Raw genomic sequence first — 19,110 nt, forward strand, 5'->3', positions numbered from 1 at the left:
GGCTCCGGTCCGGCCGCCGCGACGTGCGCCACACCGCCCGCCGCGCGGCGGGCTCAGGGCTTCGCGACCACCGGCGGCGCGCCGACCAGGTCGAGCCGGTCGCCGAGGATCACCGCGCCGGCCCGGACGAGCTGCGCCAGCCGGTCCACCTCGGTGGCGTGGAACGCCGCCGGGGCCGGCGTCCCGGTACGCTCGCGGGCCACCACCAGCACCAGGCCGGCCCGGCCGAACGGCGCGACCGCGAAGTGTCCACCGTCGGGCGCGGTCATCGCCCGGGCGCGCAGCGGGGTCACCTCGGGCAGCCGCGTCGGTACGGGCGCGCGCCAGCTCGCGAAGCCGACGGTCGCCTCCCCCGTGGTGCCGGTCCGCGCGGCCCAGTCCACGGGCACCGCCGCGGCCACGGCCCAGTCGGCGGCGAGCAGCCCGGGCACGGCGTCGACCAGGGTGGCCACCCCCTCGGCGGGGTTCGCCGCGACCTGGGCCAGCAGTTCGGCGTCCTGCCCGGTGGTGGTGGGCGCGCCGATCGCCCGCCACACCCCGTCCACCCGGACCCCGGGGATGGCCGCCAGCCCGGCCAGCAACCGCTCCACCCGCGCCGCGCCCGGCCAGACCACGGTGAAGTCGTCCACCGCCCGCCCGCCGAGCCGCTCCAGGACGACCACCTGGACGATGTCCGCACCGGACACGCCCATGGTGCGCGCCACCTGACCGAGCGTGCCCGGACGGTCCGGCAGGGTGACCCGAACTCGCAGCAACATGTCTGAACCCTCCGCTCGGCGGGCCGGCACCGCTGGCCGGCAGGCTGGGCACCAGCCTGACCCGTGGTCGTTTCGCCCCTGTTGCCGCGGCATGTCCCGAGGGTCACATCCGACCTTGACAACCTGGCGGAGCTGCCATCAACTAGTCGGATGACCGAGCCGGCCGTCGAGGCGCACGGGCCGGGGAACGGCTCCGCCGCCTCGCCCCGCGGGTTGGACCTCGACCGACTCGCCGGCTACCTGGCGCGGCACCGGCCCGAGCTGGCCGACGGTCCGCTGCGGGCCCGGCTGATCGCCGGCGGCAAGTCCAACCTGACCTACCTGCTGCACGCCGGCGGGCAGGAGGTCGTGCTGCGCCGCCCGCCGCTCGGGCACGTGCTGGCCACCGCGCACGACATGGCCCGGGAGCACCGGGTGATCTCCGCGCTGGCGCCGACCGACGTGCCGGTGCCACGGGCGCTGCTGCTGTGCGGGGACCCCGAGGTGATCGGCGCGCCCTTCTACCTGATGGAGCGGGTGCGCGGCGAGGTGTTCCGCACCCGCGCCCAGACGGACCCGCTCACCGCCGGCCAGCGGCGGGAGCTGGCGATGGCGATGATGGACACCCTCGCCGCCCTGCACGCCGTCGAGCCGGCGTCGGTGGGGCTGGGCGACTTCGGTCGGCCGGAGGGCTACCTCGCCCGGCAGGTCCGCCGCTGGTCCGGCCAGCTCGACCGCTCCCGCAGCCGGCCACTGCCCGGCATCGAGGAGCTGCGCGACCGGCTCGCCGCCACCGCGCCGGAGGGCGCCAACGCGGGCCGGATCGTGCACGGCGACTACCGGCTGGACAACCTCCTCGCCACCGTCGACCCGGTGGCCGTCCGGGCGGTGCTCGACTGGGAGATGGCCACTCTCGGCGACCCGCTGGCCGACCTCGGGCTGCTGCTGACCTACTGGGACGTGCTCGGCGGCAGCGACTCGGCCGCCGGCAACCCGGTCGCCGACGGGCTCGGCCCGCGCGCCGGCTTCCCCACCGGCTCGGAGCTGATCGAGCGGTACGCCGGGCGCGGCGACGTCGACGTCGGGCCGCTGCACTGGCACGTCGCGCTCGGCTGCTTCAAGCTCGCGGTGATCTGCGAGGGCATCCACTACCGGCACACGCTCGGGCAGACGCTCGGCGAGGGCTTCGACCGGATCGGCGACATGGTGGCACCGCTGGTCGAGCACGGGCTGACCGCCGCCGGGGAGCGGTGATGGACTTCGCGTACGACGCCCGCACGGAGACGCTGCGGGCCGAGCTGACCGACTTCCTGGAGCAGCACGTCCATCCCGCCGAGCCGGTGCACGCCGCGCAGGTCGCCGCCGCCGGTGACCCGTGGGCACGGCCGCCGGTGCTGGCGGAGCTGAAGGCCGAGGCGCGCAGGCGCGGCCTGTGGAACCTCTTCCTCCCCGACCCGCGCCACGGCGCCGGGCTGACCAACCTCCAGTACGCCCCGCTGGCCGAGCTGACCGGGCGCAGCCCGCACCTCGCGCCCGAGGCGGTCAACTGCGCCGCGCCGGACACGGGCAACATGGAGCTGCTCGCCGAGTTCGGCTCGCCGGAGCAGCAGGAGCGCTGGCTGCGGCCGCTGCTGGAGGGCGAGATCCGTTCGGCGTTCTGCATGACCGAGCCGGAGGTCGCCTCCTCGGACGCGACCAACATCGCCACCCGGATCAGCCGCGACGGCGACCACTACGTGGTCAACGGGCGCAAGTGGTGGTCGTCGGGGGCGATGGATCCGCGCTGCGAGATCTTCGTCGTGATGGGCAAGACCGACCCGGGGGCCGACCGGCACCGGCAGCAGAGCATGGTCCTGGTGCCGCGGGACACGCCCGGCGTCACGGTGCGCCGGGGCATGACGGTGTTCGGCTACAGCGACGCCCCGCACGGCGGGCACGCCGAGATCGACTTCGTCGACGTCCGGGTGCCGGCGGAGAACCTGGTCGGGGCGGAGGGCGGCGGCTTCGCGATCGCCCAGGCCCGGCTCGGCCCCGGCCGGATCCACCACTGCATGCGGCTGGTCGGCATGGCGGAGCGGGCCCTGGAGCTGCTCTGCCGGCGGGTCACCGAACGGGTGGCGTTCGGCCGTCCCCTCGCCGAGCAGGGCGTCGTCCGCGAGTGGATCGCCGAGTCGCGGGTGCGCATCGAGCAGGCCCGCCTGCTGGTGCTCAAGACCGCCTGGCTGATGGACACCGTGGGAAACAAGGGCGCGCACACCGAGATCCAGGCCATCAAGATCGCCACGCCGGCGATGGCCGAGTGGGTGATCGACAAGGCCATCCAGGCGTACGGCGGTGCCGGCGTCAGCCAGGACACCCCGCTGGCCGCCCTCTGGGCCCAGGCCCGCACCCTGCGCCTGGCCGACGGCCCGGACGAGGTGCACCGAGCCAGCCTCGCCAAGCGCGAACTCCGCCGCCACCCCCCTCCCCAGCCCTAACCCCATCCACCCACCCCCACCCCTGCCCACCTCGTTGATCATGAAGTTGTTGCGCGACACGCCGATGTCGGCGCCAACAACTTCATGATCAACGGCATGGGCGGGGGGTGGGGGGTGGGGGTGGGGGGGTTAGGAGGTGGCGCGGTTGATGAGGGTGGGGTTTAGGAGGAGGTGGGGGGACGGGAGGTTCTCGCCGCGGATGCGGGAGACCAGCAGGCGGGCCATCTGCCGGCCCATCTCCTCCACCGGCTGGAAGACCGTGGTCAGCGGCGGGTCGCACTGCCGGGCGATCGGGGCGTCGTCGAAGCCGACCACCGCCACGTCCTCCGGCACCCGCCGGCCCGCCTCGCGCAGCGCCCGCAGCGCGCCGAACGCCATCAGGTCGGAGGCGACGAAGACGGCGTCGAGGTCGGGGCAGACCTCCAGCAGCCGGCGCATCCCGGCCGCCCCGCTGCCCTCGCTGAAGTCCCCGTACGCGATCAGGTCGGGGTCGACCCCGCCCCCGGCGGCCTGGACCGCCTCCCTGTAGCCGGTCAGGCGGCCCAGGCCGGCGCCCATGTCCTGCGGGCCGGCGATGGTGGCGATGCGCCGCCGCCCCCGGCCGGCCAGGTGTTCCACCGCCTGGCGGGCACCGCCGACGTTGTCCACGTCGACGTAGTACGCGGGCTGCGTGCCGGGCTGGAGCATCCGGGCCGGCCGCCCGCCCAGCACGGTGGGCAGGCCGCGCTCCTCCAGCAGGGTGGGCAGCGGGTCGGAGTCGTGCAGCGACAGCAGCAGGACCCCGTCGACGTGCTGGTTGGTCAGGTGGTGCTCGACCCGTTCCCGCTCGATCGGCGACTGCACCATGGCGAGCCAGAGCTGCAACGGGGTCTCCAGCAGCCCCGAGCTGACGCCCCGGACGATGCCGGCGAAGAACGGCTCGGCGAAGACCCGGTCGCCCGACTCGGAGACGACCAGGGCGATGGAGTCGGTGCGCTGGGTGACCAGGGCGCGGGCGGCGCGGTTCGGCACGTACCCCAGCTCGGCGATGGCCTGCTGCACCGCGGCGCGCGCCTCGGGGCTCACCTGCGGTGAGCCGTTGACCACCCGGGAGACCGTCCCGCGGCCGACGCCGGCTCGGGCGGCGACGGCGTCGAGGGTCGGGCGCCCGAGCGACCGGGTGCGCTGCGTTGTCATCGTCTGCTCCTCCGACGGCGGGCCGGCCCGGCCCCGGCCCCGGGCGGGTGGTTGCCGGGGCCACCCGTTGCTGGCTGGCCCTCGCCTATTGTGCGGCCAGGCCGTTGCGTCGGATCACCTCGGCGTACCACCTGGCGCTGGACTTGGGGATCCGGGCCTGGCTGTCGTAGTCGACGTAGACCATCCCGAACCGCTTGGTGTAGCCCCAGGCCCACTCGAAATTATCCATCAGCGACCAGGCGAAGTAGCCGCGCAGGGGAACGCCGGCCCCGATCGCCTCGTGCGCGGCGCGCAGGTGGGCGTCGAAGTACGCCACCCGGTCGACGTCGTCGACCCGCCCGTCGACCACCGCGTCGACGAAGGCGGAGCCGTTCTCGGTGACGTAGAGCGGGAGGTCCGGGTACTCCTCGTGGACCCGGCGCAGCGTCTCCACCAGGCCCGGGGCGTCGATCTCCCAGTCCATGTCGGTGACCGGGACGCCCCGCGTGACGAACCGGACGTCCTCGCTGCCCGGCCAGCAGGACGGCGCCCGCCAGTACGGCTCCGGCTCGGCGCCCGCCACCGGGGCGGCGACGACGTGCCGGCTGTAGTAGTTGACGCCGACCAGGTCCAGCGGGGTGGCGATGGTCGCCAGGTCGCCCTCGCGTACGTGCCCGAAGTCGGTGACCCGGGCGAGGTCGGCCATCAGGTCCACCGGGTACGACCCGCGCAGCAGCGGGTCGAGGAAGAACCGGTTGGCCAGACCGTCGATGCGCCGCGCGGCGTCGACGTCGGCGGGCGCGTCGCTGGCCGGGGTGACCGGGTAGAGGTTGACCGTCACCCCGACCTCGGCGGCCGGCCGGGCCGCGCGCAGCGCCCGCACGGCGAGGCCGTGGCCGAGCATCAGGTGGTGCCCGGCCCGGACGGCGTCCGCCCCGTCGGAGCGGCCCGGCGCGTGCGCCCCGGAGCCGTAGCCGAGGAACGCCGAGCACCACGGCTCGTTCAGCGTCGTCCAGTAGCGCACCCGGTCGCCGAGCGCGTCGGCGACCAGCGTGGCGTAGTCGGCGAACCGCGCGGCCGTGTCCCGGGCCGGCCAGCCGCCCGCGTCCTCCAGCGGCTGCGGCAGGTCCCAGTGGTAGAGGGTGAGCCAGGGCTCGATCCCGTGCGCCAGCAGCTCGTCGACGAGCCGCCGGTAGAAGTCCAGCCCCTCCGCGTTGGCCGGGCCGGAGCCGCCCGGCTGGACGCGGGGCCAGGAGACCGAGAACCGGTACGACCTCAGCCCCAGCTCGGCCATCAGCGCGACGTCCGGCTCCAGGCGGTGGTAGTGGTCGCAGGCCACGTCGCCGGTGTGCCCGGCGACCACCCGGCCGGGGGTGTGGCTGAAGGTGTCCCAGATCGACGGGGTCCGGCCGCCCTCGGCCGCCGCGCCCTCGATCTGGTACGCGGCGGTCGCCGCGCCCCAGAGGAAGCCGGGCGGGAAGGTCAGCGGCCGGCGGTCGGCGAGGACGCCGACGGCGGGTGGGGTGGCGGGGTTGCTCACGACGTGACGGCACCTTCCATGATCCCGCGCGGTCGGCGGGAGGACGACGGAAGCCAGGGGGCCTGCAGCGCTGCCACGAGCATGTCGGGGGCCGTCAGGGGTGTCAACGAACGCATGGGAGCGTTCCCAGATCGTTACCGCGGCCGTCGCCACACGATTCGGAGCCGGCCGGCGGTGGGCGTTCAGCAGAAGCGGCGCAGCAGGGTGGCGACCCGGCCGGCGTCGAAGGCGGCCGGGTCGAAGCGCTCGCCCACCCAGTCCCGCATCGACCGGTGCTCGGGGTGGCCCGGGTCGGCCACCGCCGCCAGCAGGGCCTGGTAGCCGACCGGCCCGCCCACGTCCTCCGGCGGGCACGCCCGCTCCCCGTCCAGACAGGACGGGTAGCGCTCGTCGGGATCGGCGGTGAAGGCGTCCTCCACCACCAGGTCGTGCTCCCACCAGTCGCCGAAGTCGTAGGTGTAGTGGAACCGGCTGCCCTTGCCGACCACCGCGTCGAGCCGGACGTCCAGCTCGTCGCGCAGGGCCAGCTCGCCGTCGGCGTCGGGCTCGCCGTACTGCCGGCCCTCGATCTCGAACGAGTGCAGGTGGCAGTCCCGCCAGCCCATGCCGTGCTGCACCACCCGGTGCACCCGGTCCAGCGTGTAGCCGCCCGGGACGAGCACCCGGCGCCAGACGGACGGCCGGACCCCGGCCAGGGAAATCTTCAGCTGGAAGATCTGACGCGGCATGCTGTCCCATCCTTCCTCGGCATAGGCTGCGAGCATGATCTGCCGAGCGTGCCGGGCGAGGCGGCACGACGACTGTCCGGGGCGGAACTGGTGCGACTGCCAGCACCGTACCCCCCGACCCACCCCTCCGGTCACCGGTCCGGCCGGCGAATGAGCGTCGGAATCCCGATTTCGGCGCTCTGGCCCGACCCGTCGGCGCAGCCGCTGGACGACGCCGCGCTCACGGCCCGCTACGGGCGCGCGGACCGCCCCCACCTGCGGGTGAACTTCGTGGCGAGCGTCGACGGCGCGGTCGCCGTCGACGGGTACTCCGCCGGGCTCTCCGGCGAGCCGGACAAGCGCGTCTTCGGCCTGCTGCGAATGCTCTGCGACGCCCTCGTCGTGGCCGCCGGCACGCTGCGGCACGAGGGCTACCGGGCGGTCCGGCTCGACGAGCGGCGCCGGGCGTGGCGCCGGGAGCACGGCCTGCCCGAGTACCCGACCCTGGTCGTCGTCTCCGGCTCGCTCGACCTCGACCCGGCGCAGGCCGCGTTCGCCGACGCGCCGGCGCGGCCCGTCGTGCTCACCCGGTCCGACGCGGCGGCGCCGCCCGGCCTGACCGACGTCGCCGACGTGGTGCGCTGCGGCGACGACCGGGTGGACCTCGCCGCGGGCCTGGCCGAGCTGCGCCGCCGCAGCTTCGACCAGGTGCTCTGCGAGGGCGGGCCGCGGCTGTTCGGCGCGCTCACCGCCGCCGACCTGGTGGACGAGGTCTGCCTCACCGTCGCCCCGCTGCTCGCCGGGGCGGGCCCGGGGCGGATCACCGCCGGGGACGCCAGCGAGGTGCGCCACCTGCCGCTGCGGCACGTGCTGGCCGCCGCCGACGGCGTCCTCATGCTCCGCTACGCCCGCGACTGAGCGTGGCCGGGCGGGCACCCTGCGGCGGGGCGGTCGGCCGGGTGCGTGGCGTCCGCCGCGTCGCGTGGCAACCTGTCGTACTCCTGCGGCAGGATGCACCACGTGTGCCCCGACCGCGACGACCAGCCGACCGGAGTTGCCCGATGACTGACGACGGGTTCGACGGCCCGGGCGAGGAGGTCGGCCGGGTGCTGGGCACGGCCGACGCCACCCCGCTGCAGTTCTGGACGGCGGTCTCCCCCGCCAGCTACCTCCAGCTCGACGACGTCGTGGTGACCCGCCGGGAGCTGCCCGACCGCGAGCCGGTGACGATCGCCGGGGTGGTCACCCAGGTGCGCGCCCGGCACGAGGGCGCCCAGTTCGACTCCGACGTCTTCGCCATCGCCGACGGCACGCTGCCGGCGCAGGTGCAGGAGGCCGCCGAGATCACCACCACCCGCGTCGACCCGGAGCTCTACGTGCCGCCGTCGCCCGGCGCCGTGGTGCACCGCGCCGAGGGCGACGCCCGGGCGCGGGCCCTGCACTTCGACCGGATGGAGCGGCGGATCCCGATGGGGATGGGCCGCGACGGGGTGCCGGTCTACCTCAACGCCGACTTCCTCGACGGCAGCCGGGGCGCGCACGTGTCGATCTCCGGCATCTCCGGCGTCGCCACGAAGACGAGCTTCGCCACCTTCCTGCTCTACTCGGTCTTCCGCTCCGGGGTGCTCGGCGGCGACGCCGTCAACGCCAAGGCGCTCATCTTCAACGTCAAGGGCGAGGACCTGCTCTTCCTCGACCATCCCAACACCCGGCTCGACGACGCCACCCGCGCCGCCTACGCGAAGCTCGGCCTGACCGCCGGCGCGTTCCCCGACGTGCGGGTCTACGCCCCGCCCCGGGTCGGCGACTCCTCCGGCACGCCCGACGTGAGCAGCCGGCTCACCGGGGTGGACAGCTTCTACTGGACGCTCGCCGAGTTCTGCGCCGACCGCCTGCTGCCCTACGTCTTCGCCGACGCCGACGACGAGCGCCAGCAGTACACGATGGTCGTCCACTCGGTCGCCGCCCACCTGGCCCGGCACGCCCAGCCCGCCGACGGCGGGGTGAGCATCGACGGGGTGCGGCTCGGCTCGTACGCCGACCTGGTCGACCACGTCGTCGAGCAGCTCAACGACGACGAGACCCGCTCCGACTGGGCCGGCAGCGCGGTCGGGCTGGGCACGGTCAACGCGTTCGCCCGCCGGCTGATCGGCAGCAAGAAGGACCTGTCCCGGCTGATCCGCGGCGACCTGGCCACCCGCCGCCCGCACTCGATCAACACCGCCGAGAGCGCCCAGGTCACCGTGGTCGACCTGCACAACCTGCCGGACCGCGCGCAGCGGTTCGTGGTCGGCGTGACGCTCAAGAGCGAGTTCGAGCGCAAGGAGAAGGCCGGCACCGCCAAGCCGCTGCTCTTCGTGGTGCTCGACGAGCTCAACAAGTACGCCCCCCGCGAGGGCTCCTCCCCCATCAAGGAGGTGCTGCTCGACATCGCCGAGCGGGGCCGCTCGCTCGGGGTGATCCTGGTCGGCGCCCAGCAGACGGCGAGCGAGGTGGAGCGGAGGATCGTCACCAACTCGGCGATCCGGGTGGTCGGCCGGCTCGACCCGGCCGAGGCGTCCCGCCCGGAATACGGCTTCCTGCCCCCCGCCCAGCGGCAGCGCGCGCTGCTGGCCAAGCCCGGCACGATGTTCGTCAACCAGCCCGACATCCCGGTGCCGCTCTGCCTGGAGTTCCCGTTCCCGGCCTGGGCCACCCGGGTCTCCGAGGCCGGCCGGGCGCCGTCGGAGACGCTCCGGTCGATCACCCAGTCCGCCGACCCGTTCGCGGTGGTGGGCTCCGGCGGCGGCGCCAGCGACGACGACATCCCGTTCTAGGGGGAGAGACCCGTGAAGATCCTGCACACCTCCGACTGGCACGTCGGCAAGGTCCTCAAGGGCCAGTCGCGGGCCGAGGAGCACAAGCAGGTCCTCGCCGGGGTGATCGACGTCGCCCGGGCCGAGCGGCCCGACCTGGTCATCGTCGCTGGTGACCTCTACGACACCGCCGCGCCGACGCCCGAGGCCACCCGCCTGGTCACCCGGGCCCTGACCGCGCTGCGCCGCACCGGCGCCGACGTGGTGGCGATCGGCGGCAACCACGACAACGGCCAGGCCCTCGACGCGCTGCGCCCCTGGGCCGAGGCGGCCGGGATCACGCTGCGCGGCGGCGTCCGGGAGAACCCGGACGAGCACGTCGTCGACGGCACCACGGCCGGCGGCGAGCGCTGGCGGCTCGCCGCGCTGCCGTTCCTCTCCCAGCGCTACGCCATCCGGGCCGTGGAGATGTACGAGCTGACCGCCGCCGAGGCCACCCAGACGTACGCCGACCACCTGGGCCGGGTGCTGGGCCGGCTGACCGAGAGCTTCACCGAGCCGGACCGGGTGCACCTGGTCACCGCCCACCTGACCGTGGTCGGCGCGGCGACCGGCGGCGGCGAGCGGGACGCCCACACCGTGCTCGGCTACGCGGTGCCGGCGACCGTCTTCCCGGGCACCGCGCACTACGTGGCGCTCGGCCACCTGCACCGCTCGCAGCGGGTCCAGGGCCCCTGCCCGATCCGCTACAGCGGCAGCCCGCTCGCCGTCGACTTCGGCGAGCAGGAGAACGTGCCGTCGGTGACGCTCGTCGAGGTCACCGCGACCACGGCGGCGCAGGTCCGCGAGGTGCCGGTCGTCGCGGCGGCCACGCTGCGCACGGTCCGGGGCACCCTGGCCCAGCTCGCCGAGATGGACGTGCCGGACGCCTGGCTGCGGGTGTACGTGCGGGAGCAGCCCCGTGCCGGGCTGCGCGAGGAGGTGCAGGAGCTGCTGCCCCGCGCCCTGGAGATCCGCATCGACCCCGAGCTGGTGCCCGCCCCGGGCGGCGGCGCCCGGGTGGCGCAGCGGGCCGGCCGCTCGCCCCGGCAGCTCTTCGCCGACTACCTGGACAGCCGGGGGCACACCGACGACGGGGTGCGGGAGCTCTTCGACGAGCTCTTCGAGGAGGTCGACCACTGATGCGGCCGATGCGGCTGGACATGGCGGGCTTCACCGTCTTCCGGGACGAGACGACGATCGACTTCACCGACGCCGACTTCTTCGCCCTGGTGGGGCCGACCGGCTCGGGCAAGTCGACGGTGCTGGACGCGATCTGCTTCGCCCTCTACGGCACGGTGCCCCGCTGGGGCGGCACCCGGGGGCTGGCCAACGCCCTCGCGCCGTCGGCCACCGAGGCGCGGGTGCGGCTGGTCTTCGAGTCCGGCGGGTCCCGCTACGTGGCGACCCGGGTGGTGCGCCGGGACGGGCGGGGCAACGTCAAGACGGCCAACGCCGGGTTGCAGCTCATGCCGGCCGGCTTCGACGTGACCAAGCTCGACACCGGGCTGAGCCCCGACGACCTCGGCGAGGTGGTCGCCGGCACCCCCGGCGAGATGGAGCAGGCGGTGCTGGAGGCGGTCGGGCTGCCGTACGAGCAGTTCACCAGCTGCGTGGTGCTGCCGCAGGGGCAGTTCGCGGACTTCCTGCACGCCAAGCCGGCCACCCGGCAGCAGATTCTGGTGAACCTGCTCGGTCTCGGGGTCTACGAGGAGGTGCAGAAGAAGGCGACCGCGCGGGCCGCGCAGGCCGAGGCGAAGCTGGAGGCGGTCGACCAGGCGCTGGCTGGGCTCGCCGACGTCGACGACGCCGCGCTGGCGGCGGCGACCGGGCAGGTCGACCGGATGCGGGAGCTGGTCGGGGCGGTGGCGGCGGCCGTGCCGGAGCTGGCGGCGGCCCGGGAGGCGGCGCGCGAGGCGGGCGCGGCGCTGGCCGCGCTCGACGCCGACCTGGCGGTGTTGTCCGCCGTGCGCGCGCCGGACGGGGTGGCCGAGGTGGCCCGGGCGGTGGCGTCGGCGCGGGCGGGCGCGGACGAGGCGGCGACGGCGGTGTCGCTGGCCGAGGAGCGGGAGGAGAAGCTCCGCGGCGAGCTGGCCGCGGCCGGCGACGAGAGCGCGCTGCGGCTGCTGCTGCGGGCGTACACCGACCGGGAGAAGCTGGCCGGCGAGGCGGAGACGGTCCGGGCGGCGGTGGGCACGGCGCGGGGCGAGCACGCGGCGGCGGCGACCGCGCTGACGCAGGCGCGGGCGGCGGCCGAGCGGGCCGAGGCCGAGTTGGAGGCCGCCTTCCGGGCCCACGAGGAGGCCAAGGCGACCGACCAGGCGGTGGCGCTGCGGGCGCACCTGCGCGACGGGGCGACCTGCCCGGTCTGCGAGCAGACGGTGGCGCGGGTGCCGGCGGTGCCGGCGGACTCGGCGGTGGCCGCCGCAACGGCGGCGGGCCGGGCGGCGCGGGCCGCCACGAAGGCCGCACAGGCGGTGGTGGCGGAGCGCGACGCCGCCGCCCGCGAGCTGGAGCGGGTGCTGGTGCGGGCGCGGGCCCGGCAGGACCAGCTGGACGCCCGGCTGGCCGAGCTGGACGGGCAGTTGGCCGGGGCGGCGGAGCCGGCGGTGCTGCGCCGCGAGCTGGACGACCACGCGCGGCTGCGCCGGGCGCTGGAGGAGTCGGCGGCGGCGGTGCGGGCCGGCCGGGAGGCGGCGCGGCGGGCCCGGGCGGCCGTGGACGCCGCCGAGGAGCGGCTGCGCGCGACCTGGCGGGCGTTCGACGCCGCCCGCGACGGACTGGCCCGGTTCGGGCCGCCGGCGGCCGACCGCGACGACCTCGGCGCGGCGTGGGCGGCTCTCACCGGGTGGGCGGGCGCGGAGGCGGAGCGCCGCCGCGCCGAGCGGGCGGGGCGGGCCGCCGCGGTGGCGGAGGCCGAGGCCGTGGCGGCCGGCGTCGGCGAGCGCATCGCGGGCATCTTCGCCGCCGCCGGGCTGCCGGCTACCGACGATCCGGTACGCGCCGCCGACCGCGCCCTGGAGCGGGCCGAGGGCGACCTGCGCGAGCTGGAGCGCCGCCGCGAGCAGGCCGGCGGGCTGCGCGAGCAGCGGGCCGGGTACGAGCACGAGGCGCAGGTGGCCCGGGCCCTCGCGGGGCACCTGCGGGCCAACAACTTCGAGCGGTGGCTGCTGGCCGAGGCGTTGGACCTGCTGGTCGACGGCGCGTCGGGCATCCTGCGGGAGCTGTCCGGCGGGCAGTACGACCTGGTGCACGACAAGGGCGAGTTCTTCGTCGTCGACCACCACGACGCCGGGCTGCGCCGGGGCGTGCGCACCCTGTCCGGCGGCGAGACCTTCCAGGCGTCGCTGGCGCTGGCGCTCGCGTTGTCCGAGCAGCTCGCCGGCATGTCCACCACCGCGGCGAGCCTGGAGTCGATCGTGCTCGACGAGGGCTTCGGCACGCTCGACGCGGCCACCCTGGACACGGTGGCCGCCACCCTGGAGAGCCTGGCCGCCCGGGGCGACCGGATGGTCGGGGTGGTCACCCACGTGCCGGCGCTGGCCGAGCGCATCCCGGTCCGCTACGAGGTCAGCAAGGACGCCCGGTCGGCCCGCGTCGAGCGGACCGGCCGGTGAGCGGGGGCCGCCGCCGCGTCCCCCGGGCCACGACGGGAGGCTCGCCCCGGTGACCGATCCCCGGTTCTTCGTCGACGCCTGGGACCCGGCGTACGGGGCCTCGTTCGAGGCGTCCGGCGGCGGTCCCGCCGCGCCGAGCAGCGCCCAGGTCGACGCGGACGCCGAACTGCCCGCGGTGGACTGGCGGGCCATCGGGCCCCGCCCCGGGGTGCGCGCCCCCGACGTGGTGCTGCTGGTCGACGGGGTGCGCCGGATCGACGCGAGCGTGTGGACGGCGGAGGACGACGGCGCCTCCTTTCCCGGCCTGGCCGCCTCGTACGCCGCCGGGGTGGTCCGGTGCGACCTGGAGCGCGGCGCGGCGCGGCTCGCCGGCGCGAGGGTCGGCCGGGGCCTGTTCACCGCCAGCCCGTCGGCGGTGGACGTGGTCGCCGGCAGCGTCCGCTACCCGGTGCACCGGGTCAGCGGCACGGGCGAGCTGAACAAGCTCCCCGCCGCCGTGCAGGGGCCGCTGACCGCGCTGGAGGTGGAGGTCTCCGGGGCGGCCCGCACCGACGGCGACCTGCTGGTGGTGGACGGCCCGCTGCGCAACCGGCGGCAGCTGCCGCGCACGCTGGGCTACATCAAGACACAGCACAGCCAATACCTGGACGCCCGGCTGACGGCGGTGGTCACCGGGCTGGCGGCCGGCGAGCGGTCCCCGGTGTTCCGGCTCGGCACGGCATGGGGCGGCTGGTCGTGGTATCTGCGGCTGCCGGTGGCCCTCGGGGCGCCGTGGGCGGGCATCGTCCGGATGGAGTGCTCCGCCGAGTTGGACATCGACGAGGCGGTGGAGCTGGCCGACCTGTCGCTGGTGACGCTGCCCCGGTTCGCCTCCACCCCGTACAAGGACCCCCGGGCACCGCAGAACCTCATCCCGATCGCGGGCCTGGAGCGCCGGCTGCGGGCGCTGCTCGGCGACGCGCGGCTGCTGCACCGGGTGCTCACCGCCGCCGCCCGGGCCCGCCGCTGATGGGGCGCAGGCGGGGCGCCGAGACGGTGGCCGCAGGGGTGGACACCGGGCTGGCCGAGCTGGTGCCGGATCCGGACCGGCCGGGGTCGTGGACCCTGCTGCTGGACGGCGCGCCGCAGTCGCACGTGGACCTGGCCGACCCCACGCACCTGGAGTTCGAGTACGTCCGGCGGCTGGCCGCCGCGATCGACCTGGTGGCCCCGGCCGGTGCGCCGCTGCGGGTGCTGCACCTCGGCGGCGGGGCGCTGACGCTGCCCCGCTACGTGGCCGCCACCCGGCCCGGCTCCGGCCAGCGGGTGGTCGAGGTGGACGGTGCGCTGGTGGAGCTGGTCCGCCGCGCCCTGCCGTGGCCGGCGGAGTTCCGGCTCAAGGTGCGGGTGGCCGACGCCCGCGCGGTGCTCGCCGCCAGCCGGGACGCCGGCTACGACGTGGTGGTCGCCGACGTCTTCGCCGGCGCGCGCACCCCGGCCCACCTCACCTCCGTGGAGTACGCCGCCGAGGTGGCCCGGGTGCTGCGCCCCGACGGCTGCTACCTGGCCAACGTCGCCGACGGCCCGCCGCTGCGCCACGCGCGGGCGCAGGTCGCCACGGTCCGGTCGGTGCTGCCCCGGGCCTGCCTGGTCGGGGACGCGGCGGTGCTGCGCGGGCGCCGCTACGGCAACCTGGTGCTCGTGGCGAGCCGGGTCGAGCCGCCGGTGCCGGAGCTGACCCGACGCGCCGCCGGGGACTGGTTCCCCGGCCGGGTGCTGGCCGGCGCGGAGCTGGACCGGTTCGCCAGCGGGGCCCCGGTGGTCCGCGACGCCGACGCCACCGACTCGACCCCGCCGCCGCCCGGAATCTTCTCCGTGCGTCGTTGATCCCGTTCGCGGGGGCCATGCGTACCCACCGGCGGCCGTGCCGAGCGGGGACGACCGGCGCGCCGGCGGTGCCGCCGGTCGAGGGACCGGGACGTGACAGCATGGGCGGGTGACCGGGACCGAACCCTCCGCCCGCCGGGAGCTGCGCCCGCCGGCCGGCTACCGGCTGGCCGCGTCGGTCCGGGCGCTGACCTTCAGCGCGTACGACCCCTGCGCGCGTGTCGCGGCGGGCACCTTCTGGTGGGCCACCCGCACCCCCGACGGGCCGGCCACCCTCGCCCTGCGGCCGGCCGGCGGCGACCTGCTCGCCGAGGGCTACGGCCCGGGCGCCGACTGGGTGGTGGAGCGGGCGGACGCGGTCGCGGGGCTGCGCGACGACCTCAGCGGGTTCGCGGAACTCGCCGCCGGCCACCCCGTGGTGGCGCGGCTGGCGGCCCAGCACCGGGGGCTGCGGATGCCGGCCACCGGTCAGGTCTTCCCCCGGCTGCTCCGGGCGGTCTTCGAGCAGAAGGTGACCGGCAAGGAGGCGTACCGCGCGTACGCCGCGACGGTGCGGCACTTCGCGGAGGCGGCGCCCGGGCCGATGCAGCCGCTGCTGCTGCCGCCGGAGCCGGCGGCGGTGGCCGCCACCCCGTACTGGGTGTTCCACCCGTTCGGGGTGGAACAGCGCCGGGCCGACACGCTGCGCCGCGCCGCCGCCGTCGCCGACCGGTTGGAGCGCTGCGCGGACTCCGCCGAAGCCACCCGCCGGCTCACCGCCATCGCCGGCATCGGGCCGTGGACCGCCGCCGAGGTGGTGCGGATCGCGTACGGGGACCCGGACGCGGTCAGCGTCGGCGACTTCCACGTGCCGAACACGGTGGCCTGGGCGCTCGCGGGCGAGCCGCGCGGCGACGACGCCCGGATGCTGGCGCTGCTGGAGCCGTTCCGGGGGCACCGGGGCCGGGTCTGCGTGCTGCTGGAGGCCGGGGGCGTCCAGGCCCCGAAGTACGGCCCCCGGATGCCGATCCGCTCCTTCGCCCGGTACTGACGGGCCGCCCCGCCCGCCGGCCGTGGCACGGTGCCGTGGACGGACGCGCGGTCAGGACCGGGCGCAGAGGCGGCGCAGGGTGCGGCCGAGCCACCAGGCGTACGCGTGCTGGAAGGCCCGGCCGGCCGGCCCGGCGGCGCGCATGACCCAGCGGTCGGGGCGGCTGAACGCGACCACCTCGAACCAGACGCGGCCGGCGGCGTCGCGGCTGACCACGAACGCCTCCTCGCCGCTGGCCGGGTGCCCGGGCAGCGTGCCGTACCCGAAGCCGGCCCGCCGGTCGTCGTCGACGGCCCAGACCACCTCGCAGGGCGCGGCCAGCCGCAGCGGGCCGACGCCCAGCCGGGAGACCACCCGCACCCCGGGCGCGGCGCGGTCGGCCGCCGCGTCCATCCGGATGCCGGCCGCCCGGTGCAGGCGCCAGCCGAGCACCGCCGCGCCGGCGGCGGCGAAGCAGGAGTCGGGCAGCCGCACCCGGTGCCGCACGTGCCGCCAGCCGGGCGGCAGGTCCCCGACGCGGGTGGCGCCGACGTGCGGATAGGTCAGTGCCGGCACGGCGCGCACCCCCGGGGCTCGACGGATCACCGCCAGCGTACGGGCGGCGCGGCGGGGCCGTGTGGTTGGCTGTCGGCGTGATCGAGCCGCGCATCGCCCCCGCCGCCGTGCCGGACGCCGGCGAGATCCTCACGGTGCAGCGCGCCGCGTACCTCGTGGAGGCCCAGCGCTACGCCGACCCGTTCCTGCCGCCGCTGACCGAGACCCTGGAGGAGGTGCGGGCCGCGCTGGCGGGGCCGGCGACGGTGCTCACTGCCCGGCTCGGCCACCGGCTGGTCGGCTCGGTGCGGGCGCACGTCGACGGCGACACCGCGCACGTCGGCCGCCTCGCCGTCGCCCCCGACCAGCAGGGCCGGGGCGTCGGCGGGCGGCTGCTACGGGCGGTCGAGGCGGCCTGTGCCGCCCGCGTGCGCCGCCTCGCGCTCTTCACCGGGGCCGACAGCGAGCAGAACCTGCGGCTGTACCACCGGCACGGCTACCGCGTGGTCGGGCACCGGCCGGACCCGAACGGCCACCGGCTGGCCCTGCTGGAGAAGGCCGTGGTCAGTCCCGCTCGCAACGACGCCTGAGCCCGTCGGCCTCCATCCGCAGGTAGCGGCGCGTCAGGTCGCCGTAGAGCCAGCCGACCGGACCGGCCAGCGGCCCGGACTGCGCGAGCACCAGCTCGACCCGGCTGCGCCCGTCGGCCAGCGGCAGCACCCGGTGTTCGGCCAGGGTGCGCACGCCGGGGCTGCGCGACACCCAGGCGAAGGAGTGCCCCTCGGTCAGCTCGGTGACCCGCCAGACGGCCGGCCGCAGCTTCGGCTGCTCCAGCCTGACGGTGGCGCCCACCGCGAGCGGCCCCGGCTCCCCCCGCCAGGCCCGGCGCACCGAGGGCGTCCACTCCGGCCACCGCTCGACGTCGACCAGCACCGCCCAGACCCGTCCGGGCTCGGCGGCCACCTCCGTACCGGCCTCGAACCGCATCGCGCTCCCTCCCGGGCGGCGCCCCGCGCGCCGCGCCCACCGGTGACGACGCTGCCCGACGGATCGTGACCGCGGCATCCGCCGGTCGGTCGCCGCCGGTCCGCCCGCCTCCGCCGGGCCCCGGGCGCCGTCGGGTCAGGCGGCCTCGTGCAGGTCGGCCAGCCCCAGGGGGGTACGGCGGCGCAGCAGCTCCTCCAGCTCCGCCACCGAGCCGACCTCGCCGAGCACGTCCTTGCCCCCGCCGAACCGGGCCGGGTAGCGGCGCACGAGCCGGTACCGGTGGCGGCCCCGGATCAGCTCGACGCTCACCCGCCACCGACCGCAGCACCCGCAGACCCACTCCGACACCCCGCGAAAGTAGCTCTGACCTGCGGTTTTCCGATTCGCCCTGGCGGGGACGAGGGGCGCGCGGGAGGACACGCCGCCCGCCGCCCGGCCGTGATCTGCCTCACGGCTGTCGGTGCGGTCTGGTTGACTGTCGCCGTGAAGCTGCCGATCAGTCCACCGGTCGAGCCGATGCTGGCCAAGAGCGTCCCGCGGATCCCCACCGCGTCCGGGATGACGTACGAGCCGAAGTGGGACGGCTTCCGGTGCATCGTGTTCCGCGACGGCGACGAGGTGGAGCTGTCCAGCCGGGGCGGCAAGTCGATGACCCGCTACTTCCCCGAGGTGGTCGAGCAGGCCCGCCGCCAGCTGCCCGAGCGGTGCGCGGTCGACGGCGAGCTGATCGTGATCCGGCGGGACGGCCCGGGCGGGCAGCCCCGGCTCGACTTCGAGCTGCTGGCCCAGCGCGTCCATCCGGCCGCCTCCCGGGTGAAGCTGCTGGCCGAGACGACGCCGGCCGACTTCGTCGCCTTCGACCTGCTTCTCCTCGACGACGAGACCCTGCTCGACCAGCCCTATCCGCAGCGGCGGGCCCGGCTGGAGGCGGCCCTGGCCGGGGTCCGCCCGCCGGTGCACGTCACCCAGGTCACCACCGACGTCGACACCGCCCACCGCTGGTTCGACGTCTTCGAGGGTGCCGGCCTGGACGGCCTGATCGCCAAGCCGGCCGACCTGCCCTACGAGCCGGGCAAGCGGCTCATGTTCAAGGTCAAGCACGCCCGCACCGCCGACGTGGTGGTGGCCGGGTTCCGGTGGCACAAGTCGGGCCCGGTGGTCGGCTCGCTCCTGCTCGGGCTCTACGACGACGCGGGCGTGCTGCACCACGTCGGGGTGAGCGCCTCGTTCACCATGGCGCGCCGCGCCGAGCTGCTGGAGGAGCTGGAGCCCTACCGGGACGCCGGCGCCGACCACCCGTGGGTGCACGGCGACCACGAGCGCGGCCAGCGCCTGCCCGGCGGGGTCAGCCGCTGGACCGGCACCCGCAACCTCGAGTGGGAGCCGCTGCGCCCCGAGCTGGTGGTCGAGGTCGGCTACGACGCGATGGAGGGCGATCGGTTCCGGCACACCGCCCGGTTCGTCCGGTGGCGGCCCGACCGCGAGCCCGGCTCCTGCCGCTACGACCAGCTCGACCGGCCGGTCCGGTTCGATGTGGACCAGGTGCTCCGCGGCGACCCGACGGTGACCGTGGGCTCCGCCGCCGCGGGCCCGGCGTAGCCTGGCCGTCGAAATCGATCACGGAGG

18 protein-coding genes are annotated in these 19,110 nt (G+C 76.2%); 11 read left to right on the forward strand and 7 right to left on the reverse strand.

What is annotated here, in order from left to right:
* Positions 1–53: 53 nt before the first annotated feature.
* Positions 54–758 carry an amino acid-binding protein gene (locus ACGF5G_RS21425; protein WP_393265209.1) on the reverse strand — a complete coding sequence of 235 codons (705 nt, stop codon included), beginning with the start codon at positions 756–758 and terminating at the stop codon, positions 54–56.
* Positions 759–908: 150 nt separating this feature from the next.
* On the opposite strand from ACGF5G_RS21425, the gene ACGF5G_RS21430 reads away from it, so the two are divergent.
* Positions 909–1,991, forward strand: a complete 1,083-nt coding sequence (locus tag ACGF5G_RS21430) for a phosphotransferase family protein (RefSeq protein ID WP_393265211.1) — start codon at positions 909–911, stop codon at positions 1,989–1,991.
* Entirely contained in the window at positions 1,991–3,214 is a 1,224-nt protein-coding gene (locus ACGF5G_RS21435; protein ID WP_393265214.1) for an acyl-CoA dehydrogenase family protein, read from the forward strand. Before ACGF5G_RS21430 ends, ACGF5G_RS21435 begins: the two co-directional genes overlap by 1 nt.
* Before the next feature lie 129 nt (positions 3,215–3,343).
* Here ACGF5G_RS21435 and ACGF5G_RS21440 read toward each other — a convergent pair whose 3' ends face one another.
* The 3 genes from ACGF5G_RS21440 to ACGF5G_RS21450 form a co-directional block, all read right to left on the reverse strand.
* Positions 3,344–4,390: a LacI family DNA-binding transcriptional regulator gene (locus ACGF5G_RS21440; RefSeq protein ID WP_393265216.1), complete on the reverse strand. Its 1,047-nt coding sequence runs from the start codon at positions 4,388–4,390 to the stop codon at positions 3,344–3,346.
* A gap of 85 nt (positions 4,391–4,475) precedes the next feature.
* Positions 4,476–5,909 (reverse strand): GH1 family beta-glucosidase, encoded by a 1,434-nt coding sequence (locus tag ACGF5G_RS21445; RefSeq protein WP_393265219.1) that lies wholly within the window; start codon positions 5,907–5,909, stop codon positions 4,476–4,478.
* A 182-nt stretch (positions 5,910–6,091) separates the two neighbouring features.
* Complete coding sequence (locus ACGF5G_RS21450) at positions 6,092–6,637, reverse strand: plasmid pRiA4b ORF-3 family protein (protein ID WP_393265221.1); 546 nt, start codon at positions 6,635–6,637, stop codon at positions 6,092–6,094.
* A gap of 150 nt (positions 6,638–6,787) precedes the next feature.
* On the opposite strand from ACGF5G_RS21450, the gene ACGF5G_RS21455 reads away from it, so the two are divergent.
* The 7 genes from ACGF5G_RS21455 (at position 6,788) to ACGF5G_RS21485 (ending at position 15,963) form a co-directional block, all read left to right on the forward strand.
* Positions 6,788–7,534: a pyrimidine reductase family protein gene (locus ACGF5G_RS21455; protein ID WP_393265224.1), complete on the forward strand. Its 747-nt coding sequence runs from the start codon at positions 6,788–6,790 to the stop codon at positions 7,532–7,534.
* A gap of 143 nt (positions 7,535–7,677) precedes the next feature.
* Positions 7,678–9,432, forward strand: a complete 1,755-nt coding sequence (locus ACGF5G_RS21460) for an ATP-binding protein (protein WP_393265226.1) — start codon at positions 7,678–7,680, stop codon at positions 9,430–9,432.
* A 12-nt stretch (positions 9,433–9,444) separates the two neighbouring features.
* Positions 9,445–10,593, forward strand: coding sequence for an exonuclease SbcCD subunit D (locus tag ACGF5G_RS21465; RefSeq protein WP_393265228.1), 1,149 nt, complete (start codon positions 9,445–9,447; stop codon positions 10,591–10,593).
* The gene (locus ACGF5G_RS21470) at positions 10,593–13,067 is read left to right on the forward strand and encodes an AAA family ATPase (protein ID WP_393265230.1); all 2,475 of its coding nucleotides are present in this window, start codon (positions 10,593–10,595) and stop codon (positions 13,065–13,067) included. Before ACGF5G_RS21465 ends, ACGF5G_RS21470 begins: the two co-directional genes overlap by 1 nt.
* A 49-nt stretch (positions 13,068–13,116) precedes the next feature.
* A complete protein-coding gene (locus ACGF5G_RS21475) occupies positions 13,117–14,076 on the forward strand; it encodes a hypothetical protein (RefSeq protein WP_393265231.1) in 960 nt (319 codons plus the stop codon).
* Positions 14,076–14,933: a spermidine synthase gene (locus tag ACGF5G_RS21480; RefSeq protein ID WP_393265234.1), complete on the forward strand. Its 858-nt coding sequence runs from the start codon at positions 14,076–14,078 to the stop codon at positions 14,931–14,933. Before ACGF5G_RS21475 ends, ACGF5G_RS21480 begins: the two co-directional genes overlap by 1 nt.
* Before the next feature lie 109 nt (positions 14,934–15,042).
* Entirely contained in the window at positions 15,043–15,963 is a 921-nt protein-coding gene (locus tag ACGF5G_RS21485; protein WP_393265237.1) for a DNA-3-methyladenine glycosylase family protein, read from the forward strand.
* Between the two features lie 51 nt (positions 15,964–16,014).
* Here ACGF5G_RS21485 and ACGF5G_RS21490 read toward each other — a convergent pair whose 3' ends face one another.
* Positions 16,015–16,548 carry a DUF1990 family protein gene (locus tag ACGF5G_RS21490; protein ID WP_393265239.1) on the reverse strand — a complete coding sequence of 178 codons (534 nt, stop codon included), beginning with the start codon at positions 16,546–16,548 and terminating at the stop codon, positions 16,015–16,017.
* Between the two features lie 47 nt (positions 16,549–16,595).
* Here ACGF5G_RS21490 and ACGF5G_RS21495 point away from each other — a divergent pair, with 47 nt between their 5' ends.
* On the forward strand, positions 16,596–17,087 hold the full coding sequence (locus ACGF5G_RS21495; protein ID WP_393265241.1) for a GNAT family N-acetyltransferase: 492 nt from the start codon (positions 16,596–16,598) through the stop codon (positions 17,085–17,087).
* Here ACGF5G_RS21495 and ACGF5G_RS21500 read toward each other — a convergent pair.
* Entirely contained in the window at positions 17,062–17,484 is a 423-nt protein-coding gene (locus ACGF5G_RS21500) for an SRPBCC family protein (RefSeq protein ID WP_357696483.1), read from the reverse strand. The genes ACGF5G_RS21495 and ACGF5G_RS21500 overlap by 26 nt on opposite strands.
* A gap of 135 nt (positions 17,485–17,619) precedes the next feature.
* A complete protein-coding gene (locus tag ACGF5G_RS21505; protein WP_393265245.1) occupies positions 17,620–17,832 on the reverse strand; it encodes a hypothetical protein in 213 nt (70 codons plus the stop codon).
* 135 nt (positions 17,833–17,967) lie between these two features.
* On the opposite strand from ACGF5G_RS21505, the gene ACGF5G_RS21510 reads away from it, so the two are divergent.
* Positions 17,968–19,083 (forward strand): ATP-dependent DNA ligase, encoded by a 1,116-nt coding sequence (locus tag ACGF5G_RS21510; RefSeq protein ID WP_393265247.1) that lies wholly within the window; start codon positions 17,968–17,970, stop codon positions 19,081–19,083.
* Positions 19,084–19,110: the final 27 nt, after the last annotated feature.

The organism is Micromonospora sp. NPDC047730, assembly GCF_043204765.1.
Taxonomy (GTDB): domain Bacteria; phylum Actinomycetota; class Actinomycetes; order Mycobacteriales; family Micromonosporaceae; genus Micromonospora.

Bases quoted from the DNA above. Each gene is read 5' to 3' on its own strand.
- ACGF5G_RS21440 (WP_393265216.1), bottom strand. From the start codon at position 4,390: ATGACAACGCAGCGCACCCGGTCGCTCGGGCGCCCGACCCTCGACGCC.
- ACGF5G_RS21500 (WP_357696483.1), bottom strand. From the start codon at position 17,484: ATGCGGTTCGAGGCCGGTACGGAGGTGGCCGCCGAGCCCGGACGGGTC.
- ACGF5G_RS21480 (WP_393265234.1), top strand. From the start codon at position 14,076: ATGGGGCGCAGGCGGGGCGCCGAGACGGTGGCCGCAGGGGTGGACACC.
- ACGF5G_RS21470 (WP_393265230.1), top strand. From the start codon at position 10,593: ATGCGGCCGATGCGGCTGGACATGGCGGGCTTCACCGTCTTCCGGGAC.
- ACGF5G_RS21435 (WP_393265214.1), top strand. From the start codon at position 1,991: ATGGACTTCGCGTACGACGCCCGCACGGAGACGCTGCGGGCCGAGCTG.
- ACGF5G_RS21460 (WP_393265226.1), top strand. From the start codon at position 7,678: ATGACTGACGACGGGTTCGACGGCCCGGGCGAGGAGGTCGGCCGGGTG.
- ACGF5G_RS21425 (WP_393265209.1), bottom strand. From the start codon at position 758: ATGTTGCTGCGAGTTCGGGTCACCCTGCCGGACCGTCCGGGCACGCTC.
- ACGF5G_RS21450 (WP_393265221.1), bottom strand. From the start codon at position 6,637: ATGCCGCGTCAGATCTTCCAGCTGAAGATTTCCCTGGCCGGGGTCCGG.
- ACGF5G_RS21430 (WP_393265211.1), top strand. From the start codon at position 909: ATGACCGAGCCGGCCGTCGAGGCGCACGGGCCGGGGAACGGCTCCGCC.
- ACGF5G_RS21455 (WP_393265224.1), top strand. From the start codon at position 6,788: ATGAGCGTCGGAATCCCGATTTCGGCGCTCTGGCCCGACCCGTCGGCG.